This is a genomic window from Pseudarthrobacter sp. NPDC059871, from assembly GCF_042731175.1.
Classification (GTDB): domain Bacteria; phylum Actinomycetota; class Actinomycetes; order Actinomycetales; family Micrococcaceae; genus Arthrobacter.
On record NZ_JBHWJV010000016.1, the window covers coordinates 69,394 to 85,727 of the forward strand.

9 protein-coding genes are annotated in these 16,334 nt (G+C 67.2%); 4 read left to right on the forward strand and 5 right to left on the reverse strand.

Annotation, left to right across the window (positions count from 1 at the left end):
• Nucleotides 1-7: 7 nt before the first annotated feature.
• From ACFV4R_RS19170 to ACFV4R_RS19185, 4 genes are all read right to left on the reverse strand, one after another.
• Nucleotides 8-5,200: a peroxidase family protein gene (locus ACFV4R_RS19170; protein WP_377203924.1), complete on the reverse strand. Its 5,193-nt coding sequence runs from the start codon at nt 5,198-5,200 to the stop codon at nt 8-10.
• A gap of 102 nt (nt 5,201-5,302) precedes the next feature.
• Complete coding sequence (locus ACFV4R_RS19175; RefSeq protein ID WP_377203923.1) at nt 5,303-5,827, reverse strand: hypothetical protein; 525 nt, start codon at nt 5,825-5,827, stop codon at nt 5,303-5,305.
• Between the two features lie 90 nt (nt 5,828-5,917).
• A complete protein-coding gene (locus ACFV4R_RS19180) occupies nt 5,918-6,628 on the reverse strand; it encodes a response regulator transcription factor (protein WP_377203922.1) in 711 nt (236 codons plus the stop codon).
• Entirely contained in the window at nt 6,613-8,166 is a 1,554-nt protein-coding gene (locus tag ACFV4R_RS19185) for a sensor histidine kinase (protein ID WP_377203921.1), read from the reverse strand. Before ACFV4R_RS19185 ends, ACFV4R_RS19180 begins: the two co-directional genes overlap by 16 nt.
• A gap of 392 nt (nt 8,167-8,558) precedes the next feature.
• Between ACFV4R_RS19185 and ACFV4R_RS19190 the strand changes: the two genes are divergently transcribed.
• Entirely contained in the window at nt 8,559-9,908 is a 1,350-nt protein-coding gene (locus ACFV4R_RS19190) for a BTAD domain-containing putative transcriptional regulator (protein ID WP_377203973.1), read from the forward strand.
• Nucleotides 9,909-9,923: 15 nt separating this feature from the next.
• Nucleotides 9,924-11,333, forward strand: a complete 1,410-nt coding sequence (locus tag ACFV4R_RS19195; protein WP_377203920.1) for a sensor histidine kinase — start codon at nt 9,924-9,926, stop codon at nt 11,331-11,333.
• A 188-nt stretch (nt 11,334-11,521) separates the two neighbouring features.
• Here the strand turns inward: ACFV4R_RS19195 and ACFV4R_RS19200 are convergent, their stop codons facing one another.
• Nucleotides 11,522-13,849 carry a fibronectin type III domain-containing protein gene (locus ACFV4R_RS19200; protein ID WP_377203919.1) on the reverse strand — a complete coding sequence of 776 codons (2,328 nt, stop codon included), beginning with the start codon at nt 13,847-13,849 and terminating at the stop codon, nt 11,522-11,524.
• A gap of 143 nt (nt 13,850-13,992) precedes the next feature.
• On the opposite strand from ACFV4R_RS19200, the gene ACFV4R_RS19205 reads away from it, so the two are divergent.
• A complete protein-coding gene (locus ACFV4R_RS19205) occupies nt 13,993-14,505 on the forward strand; it encodes a hypothetical protein (RefSeq protein ID WP_377203918.1) in 513 nt (170 codons plus the stop codon).
• A gap of 114 nt (nt 14,506-14,619) precedes the next feature.
• Nucleotides 14,620-16,230, forward strand: a complete 1,611-nt coding sequence (locus ACFV4R_RS19210) for a multicopper oxidase family protein (protein ID WP_377203917.1) — start codon at nt 14,620-14,622, stop codon at nt 16,228-16,230.
• The last annotated feature ends 104 nt before the right edge of the window (nt 16,231-16,334 follow it).

Sequence of the window (16,334 nt, forward strand, 5' to 3'; positions counted from 1 at the left end):
GTCCGGCTCACGCCCTGTCGCCGGCCTTCGTGCTGCTGGCTGTCCCGTTACCTGCTGCCCTGCCCTTGGAACGGGCGGAGTAGAACCGGAAAGCCAGCAGGGCTGCGGCTGCCAGCAAGCCTCCTATGACCAGGCCCAGGGTGGTGGCCCCTTCGCCGGTGGCCAGATAGTGCCCCAGGGCCGTCAGGAGGAAAGGCGCGACGGCGGCCAGGCCACCGAGCGGCAGGGTCCCGGTCACCCCGGGCTGCTGCTCCGTCACAGGCTCCGCGGGGACCGGTGCCACGGCGCTTCCGCCGGCCTGGCCGCGGAGCCCGGCGCCCGGGCCGGGGACAACAGGTTCGCTCAGTGCCGAGAACGACGGCTCGCTGTCGCCTCCTGTGGTGGGCGCTACCTGGAACCGGTAAGCCTCGCCGTTCTCCAGGCCGCGGACCACCACCCGGGATGTCCCGGGCTCGGCCATGATGATCTCGCCCACCTGGGTGCCCGTGGCATCAACAGTCCTGACGGCGACGCCGCCTGACACGGGTGCGGGGTTGGCCGGGGGATCCACGGGTGCCGGGTTGGCCGGCGGGTCTGCGGGTGCGGGGTTAGCCGGGGTATCCACGGGTGCAGGGTTGGCGGGCGGGTCTACCGGTGCGGGGTTAGCCGGGGGATCCACCGGAGCCGGGTTGGCGGGCGGGTCTACCGGTGCCGGGTCAACGGGCGGAGTGCCGGGATCCGTCGCGGGATCGGTAACGGGATCGATGATGACCACCACTTCGCCGTCGCCCGGGATGACCTCGCCGATACCGTCGCCTGCGCCCTCGTCGCCTTCGACGGGCTCGTCCTCCGGTGGTTCGGTAACGCCGTCGTCGGCTCCGTTTCCGCCGTTGCCGTTCCCGGTGCCGGTTCCGTTGCCAAAGACGAGCAGTTCGACGTTGCGCAGGGTGTCGGTGCCGTCCCGGCCGCCGTTGTGCTGGACTGTGGTGACGGACCCGGGGGAGCCCAGCGTGCCGTCGCCGCCGGTGGTGGTGATGGTGTAGTTGAACTCGAGGTCCGAGAACAATGCGGTGTCGGTGCCATCGGCCGAGCTGAGGATCTCCCGCACCGCCACGACGTCCGCCGGGTCGATGCTGCCGGCGAAAACTGCCTGCTGGAGCGTCGGACCGGTGAGGGTGCCATCCGCGGCGCGCTGGAACTGGGCGGTCATGGACGTTGCGCTGCCCACCTCGGTGGCCGGGTCGGCGGGATCGGTGCGGACGCTGAGCCGGACGCTGAGGTACCTGTCGCCGTCGATGATGTCGTTACCTCCGCGGCCTTCGATGGTGTCGTTGCCGCCGCCGCCGAGGAGGATGTTGCCCTCGCCCCACACCTGGGATCCGGTGAGGACGGGGCATTCCTTCGAGGCCGAAGCGTTGATGACGTCCTCCACCGGCGTGGGCAGGGAAGGAATCAGCTGGTCGAGTCCCAGGATGCGGTCGATGCCGGCCTGGTCCAGGACGTCACAGCCGATGAAGCCGCCGCCGCCCACCGTCCGGGGGGTGAGGTCGTCGCCGCGGAGGGTGTCGGCGAAGGGGCCGCCGGAGAGTGCTTCCACCTCGTTGTAGCGGTCCCGGACGCCCACCTGCAGGATGTCCAGCGGTGCGATGGGCAGGTTCAGGTCGGCGTCCTGCGGCTGGGGATCGTACGCGCCGATTTCCCAGTCGAAGCCTGACGCCCCGGCCACTTTCTCGATGCCCGGCCCGGCCAGGCCGATGTCGTCGCCGCCCTCCATGTCGTAGTCGTCATCGCCGCCCTGGCCGATGAGGATGTCGTGGCCCGGCTTCTGCGAATCGTCGAGGAAGAACAGGTTGCTGGAGTCGCCGATGAGCAGGTCGGGGCTGTCGCCGCCCTCGGCCCAGTCGTCCCCGCCGCCGCCGAAGACGCCGTCCAGGCCCTCACCGGCGATCACGAAGTCGTCGCCTTCGCCGGCGAAGGTTTCGTTCGAGTTCGCCCCGCCGTTGATGAAGTCCTTGCCGTCTCCGCCGAGCATGAGATCCAGGCCCGGGCCGCCGTCGAGCGCGTCATTGCCCGGGCCGCCCTTGAGGATGTCGTCGCCGGCAAGATCGCTGACGACGTCGTTGCCCTCGCCGCCGAGGACCGTATCGGCGCCGTCGCCGCCTTCAATGACGTCGTTGCCCTTGCCGCCCCAGAAGGTGTCGTTGTCCACGCCGCCGTGGACGCGGTCGGCGCGGTCCGTGCCGTTGTACACGGCCTGGCCGTTGATTCCCACCGGGTCCACGGAGTTCGAGGCACGGTACTTGATGGTGCCGTCCGGCATCCGGAGCAGCAGTGCGGTTTCGCTGCACTCGGTGCCGGCATCGTCCGCCACGGTGTTGCCCGAGTGGGCAAACCCTTCAACGGTTCCCGCCAGGTTTTTCAGCTCAAACTTGCAGTCGGCGGTGGCGAACGCGTCAGCCTTCAGGGCCTTCGCGTTCGTGTTGCGCATGATCATCTCCGCGAAGGAGTTCCCTTCAAGCTGCGCCATCAGGTTCATCCCGGGGGTGCGCGCCAGGTAGTACAGCCGGTCACCGTTCTGCAGATCCGTCATCTGGCTCTCGAACACGTAGTTGAAGGTGCTGCCCAGCAGGCCCCCGAACAGGTTGGTCCTTTCGGCGAGGCCGCCCATCCAGAGGTCGATGTCGTCCAGCCCGGTGGTGGATGCGGTGCCGTTGTTGGCCCACGCATCGGTGCTGTTCATGAACGCCACGGCGTCATCCGGGGCCACCTCACCGGCCAGGGCGTCCGGGCTGACAATCAGCCGCGCAGCCTTCCGCTTCGCCTCCAGGGTGGTGGCGGAAACGATGGAGGGGTGGGTGCCGTAGGCGGCGATGAAGTTGATCAGCGAAGCGGGGTGCTTGATGTTCTCGCCGAAATCGATCCAGTTGGCGTACGGCTTGAGCTGGCTGTCGTTGGTGGCGCCGTGGAGGTGTCGGCGGAAGACATTCAGCGAAGGGATCCCCTCGGACCGGCCGCGGGCAAGGTTGATGGCCGCAAGGTCCATCGGCAGGCCCAGCAGCTTGCTGCGCAGGGTGTCCGTGACGAACTCATCAAGTTCCGCGCCCACCTGGTCCGACATTCCCATGACGATGCTGCCGGCGGCTTCCTCGGAGGTCAGCGGACCGGCCGGGCCGCCGTCGGTGTAGGCGGGCGGGTTCAGGAATCCTCCCAGAAGCGGGATGTCGTTCTGCGAACCCGGCACGTCGTCCTGGTTGCCCCAGACGCCGTCGGGTCCCGGACTGTCCTCGTTGCGCCGCGAAATGGTTTCGGTGAGCATCGAATGCCCAAAACGGTAGACCGAGTGGGCAAACTCCGCGTTGATGGCCGGATTGACGTCGGTCTGGGAGAACGCGAAGGGTTCGAAGATGTTCAGCGCCGGCTGGATCTTGCGGGCAAACTCCTCGAAGACAAGGTGCTGGTACTCCATTTCCGTGATGAAGCGCGCTGCCTGGAAGAGGCGCTCGCCGTTCCAGCCGTCAGCGCCGGCGGACGCCTGCCATTCGGTGAGGGCAGCAGCACCGCGGGTGGACTTGTCCGTGCTGAGGACGTTCTTGATGTCCCCCACCAGGCGGTCGTGCTCGGAGTGGAAGACCTGGTGGATTGCCGTCAGTCCGATGTTCTCGTTGACCCGTCCGTCGCCGGCGATGAAGTGCGCATTCAGCATCTCGTCGTCATACGTCCCGGGAGCCTGGGCGGCGAAGTCTGCAGACGCCGTGTTGTCCGCGTCGGGGGCCGGTGCCGCCGGCGGGGTTGCCGGGTTGTGGTCGGTGTCCTGGGGCGAAGGGTCTGCGTTGTGGGCGATGTCCGTCAGGAACGGTGTGTTGAAGTACAGCGCATCCTGCGGTACCAGCGTTCCGTTGCCGCCGTTCGCGGTCCGGTCCGCCTCCACCAGCCCGGACCGGGTAACGAACTGCGGAAGCCCGTCTTTGGGGCCGGGGATGAACTTGCCGTAGGCGTCGGCCGCCAGCAGCGGAACGTTGAGGACGTCCTTGTCCAGGAGCTGGATGCCGAGCATGTCCCGGGCCTGCTTCTTGGTGTCGGCCCAGGTGGCCATGCCGCCGGCCGCCGCCGTACCCGCCGGGCCGCCCAGCAGGCCGCCGGTGGACACCGGCCGGCCCTCGGAGTTGTTCGTGTATTCGCGCAGGAAGACCTGGTGAGAGGCGTGGGACGCGTAGGTCTGGCTCTGGTCCACCCACGGAGAGTCGGTGTTCAGCGCGTCCTGGAGATCGTCGGAGGTGCCCAGGATGCCGTCCGGGCCGGGCTGGTTCTGCGCCCGGGTGAGGACCATAAAGCGCATGTGGGGATTGAGATCGTCCGCGGTGCCGAAGGCGTGGTCCGGCCCTGCAATGAGCGGATCGTCGGCCTTGAGCGGCACGTAGACCGTTCCGCCGCCCTTGACGGTCTGGTCGATGCCGTGGTCAAAGAACTGGCCGAACAGGGTGAAGAGCGAGTTGTAGGGCGGTGACAGGCCGACGTCGGTAGTGACGTTGGGGATGTCCAGCGTGTTGTGCGAGGGGACGCAGCCTTCGGGCGCCGCCGCGACCGGGGGAACGGCCTCAGGGTCCGGATCAGTGGTGCACGGCACCACGCCAGTGGTGCCCTGGGAGCGGGCTGGGAAGCCGGCGGCAGCCACCGCGGCCGGGTTGGTGGACGTCTGGTCCGCGATCAGGTTGCTGATGGTCCGGGGCCGGGAATCGAAGACGCTTCCCGATTTCTGCGTGTAGCTTGTGGCCACCGGCGGACCGCCGAACGAGCCGCTCTCGGCAGGTCCAAACGACTTCGGCGCCAGCCGCGGGAACACCTGGTCCGAGGCGCCATAGGTGTCCTGGCCCGGCTGCAGGTTGTTGCAGCTGCCGTCCACGGTCCGCAGGCCGTGGGACAGCAACGGGCTGGCCAGCTGGTTGGGTCCGGTGCCGATCAGAGCCCCGCACGGGCCTGTGGCGGACGTCGTGTTCGCCACGTGCGCCTCGGCGATCTTGATCTGCTTGAGGATGTAGGACAGGTCGGCCGGGGTGACGGTGAACCCCGAGCCGACCGGGGCCTGTACGGCCTGGGCTGCCAGCGGAGGCAGGCCCATGGATGCCACCAGCGCCAGCGCTCCTGATGCGGCAAAGGCCCGCAGGCCTGCTCCGGTGGTGGTGCGGTTTCTTTTGCGCGCTGAAACGCGAGGTACTTTCCCCATGCCGTGACTGCTCCCCAGTAGCGCCGGCTTCCCAGTTGAGCCGGCTACGCAAGGCCATCCTGGAGGAGCGTCCTAGGGAAAAGCTTGTGATGCCAGGGAACGCTAGCGGAGCCCGCCTTTATCGTCCGTGGAATCGTGGCCCTTGCCGTCGTCCGAAGAGTTCCGATCACGGAGCCCGCCCTTGTCATCGTTGGCGTCGTGCGCGGCGCCGTCGTCGGAAACGCCGGGTGCGCGGAGCCCGCCCTTGTCGTCGTTGAGGTCGTGGGTGGGGCCGTCGTCAGAGACGCCGGGTGCGCGGAGCCCGCCCTTGTCGTCCACCGGACCGGGGGCGTGCGTGACCTGGACCGGAGGCAGGGTCACCGGTTCGGCCGGAACAATCTGGGTCTCCGGCGTATGCTCAGGCACCGCCGTGATGCTCGCGGTCGGCGTGGGAGTGGCCAGTGCCGACGGCGAATCGTCGGGCTTGGGGGAGTCTTCGAAGGCAGCCGGCTTGCTGCCGGAATCAACATTGGAAACCACGACGCCGGGGGAGACGGCGGGAGGCGGCCCGGCATTCGCCTGGGCCCAGACGGTCAGGCTGGCAGCGCCGAGGACGGCGGCGAGGGGGAGGTACCACAGCTTGGACATTGGTCTTCCTTTCATGTGCTGGTTCCACCACTCTTCCTCGCCGCTGTGAAAGGGAAATGAATCTTCCATGAGAGACCTCTCATCCATGGTTCAGGGTTGTGACTCAGGGTGTTCACGTGCCGGCTCGGGGCCGGCATGGACCGGGGTGAAGCGGTAGCCGGCTCCCCGGACGGACTGGAAGTGCTCCGGCCCCAGCTTGGTGCGGAGGTACCCGACGTAGACGTCCACCACGTTCGATGACCCGTCGAAGTCGTAGCCCCAGACGCGGCTGAGCAGCTGTTCACGGCTCAGCAGCTTGCCGGCGTTCTCCACGAACACGCGTGCCATGGCGAACTCGCGGGCGGACAGGGAGACTGTCCGGCCCCGGACGCTGGCGCAGCGGAGGTCCACGTCCAGGCTCACGTCTCCGCTGGCGGGGGCCGTGGCCGCCGGCGCTGCCGGCGTGTCCCGCAGCCGGAGCCGGATGCGCGAAAGCAACTCCTCGAAACGGAAGGGCTTGCTCATGTAGTCGTCCGCGCCGCCGTCGAGCGCTGCCAGCGTATCCGGAAGGGAATCCCGTGCCGTCAGCACGATGACCGGAACGGTGCAGTTCATGGCGCGCAGGGCCGAAAGCACGCCGAAGCCGTCCATCCGCGGCATCCCGATGTCCAGGATCAGCAGGTCGAACTCACCGGAACTGCCGTAGTCCAGCGCCCGGATGCCGTCCTCCACGGAAGACGTGGTGTAGCCGGCCGCCGTGAGGCCCTTGGCGATGAAGGCGGCGATCCGTGGCTCGTCGTCGGCGATCAGAATGCGAGCCACGATGTTCCTGACGGAAGGGAGAGGACAAACCTGCTGCCCACATTGACCCGTGAGGTGAGCCGCACGGAGCCGCCATGCGCTTCGGCGATCGCTTTGACGATGGGCAGGCCCAGTCCAGAGCCCTCGGCGCCCCTGGATACGCCGGCCCGGGCAAACCGGTCGAAGATCCGTTCCTGGTCCGCGGCGCTGATGCCGCAGCCTGTGTCGGCAACCCAGAGGTCAATCGTGGGTTCGTGGGGCAGTTCGGAGGAAGCGCCGTCCGCGGCCGCGGCCCATGCTGCGCCGATGGAGATGATGTCACCGGGTTCCGTGGAGTGCACGGCATTGGCCGCCAGCTGTTCAATGGCCTGGGTGAGGCGGTTGCGGTCTGCCCGGAACCAGCCGCCGGGCAGCTGTTCAATCTGCCAGTGGCGGTCTCCCAGGACGCGGATCCGCTCCATGGCGGCTTCGAGGAAGGAATCCGTATCGATCCAGTCAGGCCGGACAAAGTCGGGCCGGCCGCTCCTGGCCAGCACCAGGAGCTCGTTCACCAGGGATTGCATCCGGTCAACCTCCTCCAGGAGCAGCACACGGGTTTCAGCGACGTCCGTGGCATCTGCCGGCTGCAGCAGCTGCAGGTGGCCGCCGATGATGGTCAGCGGTGTCCTCAGTTCGTGGCTGGCGTCATCCACGAACTGCCGCTGGTCCTCGATGCCCACTTCGAGCCGGTCCAGCATGCGGTTGAAGTCGTTTGCCAGCTGCGAGACGTCGTCGTCGCCGGGCGGGACCGAGACGCGGCTGCTCACGTCCTCGAAGGTGGTGGTTTCGGTGGCCTGGCGCAACCGCCGGATGGGGACGAACAGGCGGCCGGTCACGGCGTACCCCACCGCGCCGGCCAGCAGCAGGGTGGCCAGCGAGACCGTGGCGAAGGTTCCGAAGGACGCCACCATCTGCTCCCGCTGCTGCCCGATCTCGTTTCCCGCCACCAGTACGCCGTTGGGGGAGTCCCCGCCCAGCGAGACGGGGGTAATGGCCAGGCGCACCATGTGGCCGTCCAGGACCACGTCCCGCAGGGCAGTGGTTCCGTCCAGGGGTACGGCTAGCGCTGTTTCCAGCACCTGGGGCTGGCCGAGGTTGCGTGCCTGGGCTCCGGCGGGCAGGAACGTGTCCCCTCCCGCAATGGTGGCCATCACGGACTCGTACCGGCCCAGCGTGCCGCCGCGCAGGAAGACAGTGAACAGGTCATCGAGCGACGGGTAGGGCTCGCCGCCGGGAAGGCCCTGGTCCACGATGTCCTGGAGCCGAGCCGACTGGTGCAGGAGGTCCTCGCTGACCCGGCTGTTGAGGTCCCGCAGGTTCAACGCAAGTGTGGTGGTGCCGGCAACGAACAGTCCCACCGCGAGGAAGGCCAGGACCGTGGCGAGGACCCGGACCCGGACGGTCCGCAGGCCTGCCCGGACGCCTCGAAGTGCCGCCGAAATTGCCCGCCACCACCGGACCAGGAGACCCGCCCCCCACCTGTCGGACGGTGCAGAGGCGGGGGTTCTACGCAGGTTCATGGGCGTCTCCATTCCTTTTCCGGCCGGCTTTGCGGAGGCGGGTTCGTCATACCGCGCTGTGATGCCGTCTCGTTGCCAAATTAGGGGGACCCGCTTGGGGATTCCTTTGACAGCGGCCGCGCGTACCTCCCAGGGACCACCTAGGGTTTTCCCAACATTCTTGATGCCGGCAGTGCATCGCCCTGACCTGCGGAAATCCGGACGGGGCCGCGCCCCCGGTTCCGGTCGTGCCTGTTTGCCGGGGCGGAAACGCCAAGTACTTGCTTCCGGCCGCCCAAGTAGTCGGCAGGAAAACCCGAAAACTGATGTGAGTACTTACTACTGTTGTCTGACTTTTGCCTGGGAACTGGAATTAACGGAGAAGGTTCGATCACTCATCGGGGGATTAAATGGTGGTTACGTTGGAAACAAGCCCAGGGCTGATGGTTTCGGGATCCGGAACGCCGTCGACGACGCCGGCGCTCCGCATCTCGGTACTTGGCCCCCTCACCATCCGGCGCGGGAATGTTGAGCTCCGCGCCAATGACCTCGGCGGTCCCAAACCCCGCCAGGTCCTTGAGATCCTGCTCCTGAATCTGGGCTCGGCGGTCTCCAAGACCCGCATCATGGACCTGCTGTGGGGCGGCAACCATCCGGCTGTTGCCCTCCCCACCCTGGAAAGCTACGTCAGTGTCCTGCGGCGAAACCTGCAGCCTGGCTCCGGCAGGACGGGACCCCTGCGGACAGTCACCGGGGGTTATGCGATAGACCGTTCCCTGGTGGAACTGGACCTGGACCGTTTTGATTCTCTGACCAAGCAGGCCAGCCACGCCGCCCCGGCAGCTGCATTGTCGCTGCTGAGTGAAGCTTTGGAGCTAGGTTCCGCCCCGCTCCTGGGGGATGAACTCCTTCCTGCCTGGGCGGAGGAGGAGCGGTCGCTGCACGCGGCACGCGTGGCGTTGGCCCGGGTGCAGGCCGCAGAACATGCCCTGGCTGTGGGGCAAGCAGACAAGGCCGTTTCATGGGGCCTTGCCGCCACTAATGAGGATCCCCTCAATGAGCGGGGATGGAACGTGCTGATCCTGGGGCTTGAGCGGAACGGGCAGGACAACGAAGCCCTGCGTGCCTTCGAACGCTGCCGCAGGATCATGGACGCCGAGCTGGGGTGTACGCCCTCACCGGTACTGAAGCAGGCGCAGGCCCGGCTCCTGGAGCGGACGGCGGCCCCTGACGTATCTCCCAGGGCCAGCGCCACCGCCCGCCCGCTGCGTGAGGTTCACCCGGTGGCTGCACCCACTGCCCGGCCGGAAGCGGCAGTTACTGATCGGTTGCGCGTCCTCATTGTGGACGACCACACCATCTTCTCCGACCTGCTGGCCGGCGCGCTGGACCGGGAACCGGACCTCAAAAGCCTGGGCGCCGCCAAGTGCGTGGAATCTGCGGTGACGATGTTCCGCGAACTGCGTCCCGACGTCGTGATCATGGACCTGCACCTTGCCGACGGTTCCGGGCTGCACGCGGCCCAGCGCATCTTGTCCGAAGCCCCGCTGGCCCGGGTGGTGATGCTGACCGGCAACCCCTCGCAGGACGCGCTGCGGGAGGCCGCCCGCATGGGGATCTGCGGGTTCCTGCCGAAGGACGGCGCCTTGGGCCTCATGCTGGATACGCTGCGGCACGCCCGCCCGGGCAACCTGATTGTGCATCCGTCATTGGTGGCGCGGCTGGGCGCGGGGCCGGAGTCCGCGCCGGAATCTGCTGCCTGACAGCAGGCGGTGAGAGTGAAAGATCTTCGCCGCAGGACGCGCGGCAATTCCGGTGCCGCCCCCGAAGCCGTCCAGCGGCGCGAGGTGCGGATGGCCGTGGCCCGGTTTCTTGCGGCCGGCTTCGCAGCGCTGGTCCTGGTGGCAACCCCGGTGACTTTCTGGATCCGCGATGCTGCGGAACAGCATGCCCTTGTCAACGCCAGGGAGTTCACCCAGCGCCTGGCAGACAACGTTGTGGGCCCGCTGATCACCCCGCAGCTTTTGGCCCAGGATCCTGCAGCCCTGGAGGAGCTGGACCAGCGGGTGGCGCCGTGGCTGGCCAACGGAGGCGTCACCAGGATCAAGGTGTGGGATGCGAACGGCAAGGTGGTGTACTCGGACGTCCCGTCCCTGATCGGTGAGGACTTCGAGCAGGAGGAGTGGGCGCACCTCCTCCTGGCCGGCGGGCCTGCCACGGCCACACTCGAGTCCCAGACTGCTGAAGAAAACGAGTTCGAGGCCTCGTCCGGGGAACTGGTGGAGGTCTATGTCCGCTCCGCCGCCAAGGATGGGGCGCCGATGATCTTTGAAACGTATTCCTCGGGTGCGGCCGTGCGCGCTGAACAGCAGGCGGTCCTGCTCAGCATGATCCCGCCCGTGCTGTTGTCACTGGCAGTACTGCAGCTGGTCCTGCTGATCCCGGCGGTCCGACTGGCCAAGCGGATCCAGTTCCACCAGGCGCAGCGCAATGCGCTGCTGCACTGCGCCATCGAGGCCTCCGACCAGGAACGGCGCCAGATCGCCAGCGAGCTGCATGACGACGTCATCCAGAACCTGTCCGGACTGGCCTACGCCCTGGAATCGGAGGAGCGCCGCGGCCAACCCGGCCAGCGGCAGGTGTTCGCCGATGCACGGACCATGCTCCAGCGCGACATCAAGGCGCTGCGGGCCATGACCAGCGAACTCTATCCGCCGGACCTCGAAGAACTGGGGCTGAAGGCGTCCATCATGCGGCTGGAGGCACCCCTGGTGGAACGCGGCATCGCCTTCACCGCCAGCATCCCGGAGCAGGTGTCCCTGGACCGGGACCGGGCCGTCCTGGCCTATCGGGTGGCACGCGAAGCGCTGGTCAACGCCACCAAGCATTCAGGGGCTTCGGCCGTGGACATCCAGATCCGGCAATCCGGCGAGCTCACCCAGATCACGGTCTCGGATGACGGGCAGGGCTTCAACCCCCGCACCGCGCACCGGGAAGGCCACTTCGGCCTTCGAATCCTCAAAGACACAGTCCAGCAGGCCGGCGGAACCCTCCACATACGTTCGGCCCCGGGCCGGGGAACCTTTGTTACGGCGACGTTCCGTGCTGCCACACCGGCAGTCCGGTGGGCCGGCCGGTATCCTTCCAAGCGTTACGGCAACCACGCCATGGAACCGGAAACCATCTAGCAGTTGCCCGCCGGCAGCCGGGGCGGCTCCTGGGTCCCGGCTGCGACAGGCCCCGGACAACGCAAGCCCGGTGCCACGGTGCCACCATCCCATCCCAGGCTCCGCCGAAGACCTGGTGCCACCACAAAGGTCCGGCGGCCCCCGCATTAAGCGGGAGCCGCCGGACCTTTCGTCTGGCTAAGCCGGTGCTACTTGTTTACCACCGTGATGGGTCCTGCCGTGCCACCCAGCGTGGATTCGATCCAGATGTTGCCGGGGTTCGTTGCCGGTGCGCTGCCGTCCCGGAGGCGGAGGGTGAAGACGCCGCCGGTTTCCGGTGCCGCCGCAGCCGTTACAGCTGCCGTGCCGATGATGGTGCCACCGGGGCCGCCCACGCGGACGGTAATGGTCCCGCCCACGGCGCTGCTGGTGCCGTTGACCCGGAAGTCGCGGCTCTTCCACTGCCCCTGGCTCGCCGTAACCCGGTCCGGAACCGGAGCCACCGTGACCACGTCGGTCTTCGTGACGCCGCCTGCCGTGACCGCCAGTTCGAAGGTGAGCGGCTTGTTGGTCATGGGGTACCGGTAGACGGGAAGGTTGAACGTGGGCCGCAGGGTGGTGCTGCCGCTCAAGGTGACCCCGTCAGGATCCGTGGGGCTGCTCAGCACCTGCCGCCACTGGTAAGTGGCCCCGGTGGTGGTGGATCCCGTCCCGTCCAGCGTTACAGGAGTGGCCGTGGTGCGTCGGGCCACGTTCTGGTCAGCGCCGGCGTTGGCCACCACATCGCCCTGGACAGTCACGGGAGCGCTCATGGCGGATTCGGGGCTGTCACCGTTGCTGTTGCCGGCCCGCACCGTGAAGCGGTACTGGGTGTCCCCGGCGAGCCCGTCGTACACAAGGCTGGTCACGTCTCCGGCCACCTTCTTGGCTGAGCCGAATGCTGCGCCGTCTGCCGTGTAGGCCTGGACGGTGTAGCCGGTGATGGTCAGTCCTGCAGCACCGGGATCCGGTGCCGTCCAGGACACCGTGGCCGTGCCCTTGCCGGCAACCGGGGCTCCGGCGAAGGCGGGTGCGGCAGGTACGGGGTCGTTGGTGATGGTGAACTCGACCGTGGCCTTGTCCGAGACGTTCCCGGAGGGGTCGATGGCCGCGTAAGTGAACTTGCTGGTTGCGGCCACCGGAACCGGGCCCTTGTACAGGGTGGCACCCTCGGCTGCGACGCCGCCGCTGCCGACGGGGTCGGACCCGTCCAGGGTGTAGTAGATGTCGCTGCCGTGCTCATTGGCGGTCAGCGTCAGCTCCTGCGCCGTCGGGAAGGTTCCCCCGTTGGGTGAAGCGGTCACCGTTGGCTGCGTGGTGTCCGTCTCCGGGATGAACGGAACGGCGGGGAAGGTCTCGCCCGCGCTGCTCACGGAGACCACGTAGACGTCATATTCCTCGCCGGAGGTGAGCCCCTTGATGGTGGTGCCAGCGGCCTTCGGATCGCTGATGCGCACCCCGGATTCGGCCTGTTCGCGGCCGGTAACTGTATGTCCGACGGCGGTGACGCGGTAGCCGGTGATGGCGGGCGTGCCCGGGACTGCTTGAGCCGGTGTCCAGTTGACCTTCAGGTCGCCGCCTACCTTGGCCACCTTGACGTTGGTGGGCCCGGCGGGGCCGGACTGCAGCGGGCCGTTGGGGCAGCCGCCCATTCCGGGTCCGCCCAGTTCACCGTGTTCGGCGATGGTGAGGCCCTGGCGGTTCGCGTCGGCGTCCTCGACTTCCCACGCCATGGCGCGCTCGCCGGACGCGGCGGCCGCGATTTCGGCAGTGGCTGCGTCGTTGAACTCATAAATGGCCGTGAACGTGCCGTCGGTACCAAAGGCCAGGCTGGAGCTGTAACCGTCTGCGGCGGTGAGCGGCCCGGGGACTGCCCGGACATCGCGGCGTCCCACACTGGTGTCCTTGAGCGCCGGCTCCACGATCCGCTGCTCCATTTGGGTGGGGTTGACGCCGGCTCCGGCGTGGCCCTTGACGGTCAGCGTGGTGCCGGACAGGGAGGAATGCTCGGTGACGTAGGCATCCTGGACCGTGGTGGCCCCTGCCTCAGCACCGTTGAACTTGATGGAGACGACGTCGCCGGGCTGGATATCGGGGGTGACGTTCAGCCCCGTACCGGCGCCCCAGCAGTATCCTCCGGGGTGGTTGATTTCGAAGGCCACGTCCCCTGCGGTGACCACGCCCTTTGCAGACCCGACTACTCCGGCCCCCTTCCGGGTGACTTCCACCAGCGCGGTTTGGCCCACGCGGTCCTGGTAGCCCTCAATGGTGACGAAGTCCCGGTCCGGGAAGACCACAAGGTTGTCCGGGAAGGTGGGGACGGCCGCATTGGCGGAGGGGATGGCCATCAGGGAAGTGGCGCAGAGTATGGCGGAGACGCCGGCAATGGTGCCGGCCCTGCCGTAACTGACGCGGAACCGCGGCCCTCCCGGTTCGTGCTGTGGTGATTTCATGAGAACCTCACTGATCCTGGATGCTTGCGCAAGGTGTTCGCGCATGCCCTGACGGTAGGAAGGCGACCTTGCGGAAACGCTGGTTGCGCCACCAAGGATTGAAGGAATGCGCCAGGGAACCGGCGGCTGTGGGCGGGCCCTACCTGATCCCAAGGCTTTCCCTAGAAGCCCGGGCAACACTGACCGGCATGGCATCAACAGCAACCATCAGGCGCATCAGGGTCCTTGTCCCGCTCATCCTCCTCACACTGGTGGGGACCCTCGTGGCGGGCATTGTGACTGCTGCACCGCGGACACCGCCGGCAATGCTGGGTGCCTCAGGAAGCCTCGACGGCGGGCTGGGACGAATCAACGGGGTCATACCCCTCGAAGCCGACGGCTGGACGCCCCCATCAGCCCCGGCATCTCTCGCCAGCCCGCCGGACGGGGAAATGCACCGCGTCCGCATCCTCGTGGAACTGACAGCCATGGAGAAGGACGGTATTTCCTTCGACCCGTCCTGGTACGCGGTCTCGGCCCTGGGCACGGGCAGCTGGAAACCCATCTGGGCAACGCCCGCCCCGGCCCTTGTGCCGCAGGGGGAGAGCATGAACGCCACGCTGGTGTTCGAGCTCCCGGACCGCGCCATCGATCTGACCCTGGAGTTGCCCGGCGGACCAGGACTGTCCCTGGGTGCAGGGCACCACCGGGGCGCCAAGTGAACCGTCCCGCCAGTTCCGGGACTTCCATGAATTTTCCAAGAACCAGGCAAACCGGGCAGGGAATCCCCAAGCTGGCCCCTGCACAGTCTGGTTATTGAGCAAAGGAGATACCCAATGTCCATTTCACGCCGCCAGGTCCTGTTGATCGGAGGACTGGGAGTCCTTGGGGCGGGAGCCGCCATGTTGCCTACGGGTTCGGTTGAAGCGAAGTCCGCCAGCCGGCTCAGCGACAAGGAGATGCCCCGTCCGTTCCAGTCCGCCTTTGTCCAGGCCCCGTTCCTGGCGCCCTACGCCACCGGCACCGATCCTGCTGACGGCTTGCCGGTCAACTACTATCGGGTGACGGAGAAGGCCGCCACGGCCAACATCCTGCCTCGCCTTACCACGCCCATCCTGGGCTACAACGGAATTTTTCCCGGGCCCACCATCAGCCTGGACCAGGGGACGAAGGCCGTGCTGCGGGTCCGCAACCAGCTCCCGGCCCAGCACGCGCTCGACGGGCATGCCCTGTCCACGTCCACCCACCTGCACGGCTCGGCGTCGCTGCCGCAGTATGACGGCTACGCGTCAGACATCACGCATCCGGGCTTCTACAAGGACTACCACTACCCCAACTTCCAGCCGGCACGCACCCTCTGGTACCACGACCACGGAGTCCACTACACCGCCCTGAACGCCTATTCGGGCCTCGCGGCGCAGTACCACATGCATGATCCGCTCGAACGCCAGCTGCTCCCGCAGGGCCGCTACGATGTGGCGCTGACCGTCAACGATGTCATGTTCGCCTCCAACGGGGCCCTGGGCTACGACGACAACACCCATTCGGGCCTGTGGGGCGACGTGATCCTGGTCAACGGGAAGCCCTGGCCGGTGATGAAGGTCCAGAAGCGCGTCTACCGGTTCAGGATCCTCAACGCCTCCATCTCCCGCTCCCTGCGCCCCACGCTCAGCACCGGCGATCCGCTGGTGGTGGTCGGAACCGACGGCGGCCTGGTGCCCACGGCCCAGAGCGTGGCCAGCTACCGGCACGGCGGGGCGGAGCGCTACGAGGTGCTGATCGACTTCCGGAAGTACAAGACAGGGCAGCGGATCGAGCTCCGGAACCTGTCCAACAAGAACAACGTGGACTATGACTACACCAACAAGATCATGGCCTTCGATGTCACTGATGAGCCGGTGGACACCACGGACCCCACCTGGAACCGGATCCCCACCACTTTGGTGGGAAGCGAGGCGATGTCGCTGAGGGCGAGCCAGTCGGTGAAGACCCGGTCGTTCCGGGTCAAGCGGAACGATGCCACCAACATGTGGACCATCAACGATGACAGCTGGCAGGACGTCATAGCCAGCGGCTACAAGAAGGTGGCCGCGGACCCGGCCCTGAACTCGGTGGAGATCTGGGAGATCGAGAACAAGTCGGGTGGCTGGTTCCACCCGGTCCACATCCACCTGGTGGACTTCCAGATCCTCAGCCGCAATGGCCAGCCGCCCATGCTGCACGAACGCGGCCCGAAGGACGTGGTGTACGTGGGTGAGGACGAAAAGGTCCGGCTGCTCATGAAGTTCACCCCCCAGCAGGGTCTCTACATGATGCACTGCCACAACCTGCCCCACGAGGACCACGACATGATGGTCCAGTTCCGGGTGGGCCTCAAGGAATCGGACGTGGACGTCAACGATCCCATGACCGCGGCAAAGGCCGAGTGGGACGACGAAGAGGATTGACCACACAACGTACGACGACGGGCGTGGGGCGCGGGGGTGAGACCCCCCCCCCCCCCCACCCGCCCCACCCAAGGTCGCCCGGCCGGGCGTATAAAAAAAAACAA

Excerpts from the sequence above, each read along its gene's own strand:
- ACFV4R_RS19205 (WP_377203918.1), top strand. The coding sequence starts at position 13,993 with ATGGCATCAACAGCAACCATCAGGCGCATCAGGGTCCTTGTCCCGCTC.
- ACFV4R_RS19210 (WP_377203917.1), top strand. The coding sequence starts at position 14,620 with ATGTCCATTTCACGCCGCCAGGTCCTGTTGATCGGAGGACTGGGAGTC.
- ACFV4R_RS19200 (WP_377203919.1), bottom strand. The coding sequence starts at position 13,849 with ATGCGCGAACACCTTGCGCAAGCATCCAGGATCAGTGAGGTTCTCATG.
- ACFV4R_RS19185 (WP_377203921.1), bottom strand. The coding sequence starts at position 8,166 with ATGAACCTGCGTAGAACCCCCGCCTCTGCACCGTCCGACAGGTGGGGG.
- ACFV4R_RS19170 (WP_377203924.1), bottom strand. The coding sequence starts at position 5,200 with ATGGGGAAAGTACCTCGCGTTTCAGCGCGCAAAAGAAACCGCACCACC.
- ACFV4R_RS19175 (WP_377203923.1), bottom strand. The coding sequence starts at position 5,827 with ATGTCCAAGCTGTGGTACCTCCCCCTCGCCGCCGTCCTCGGCGCTGCC.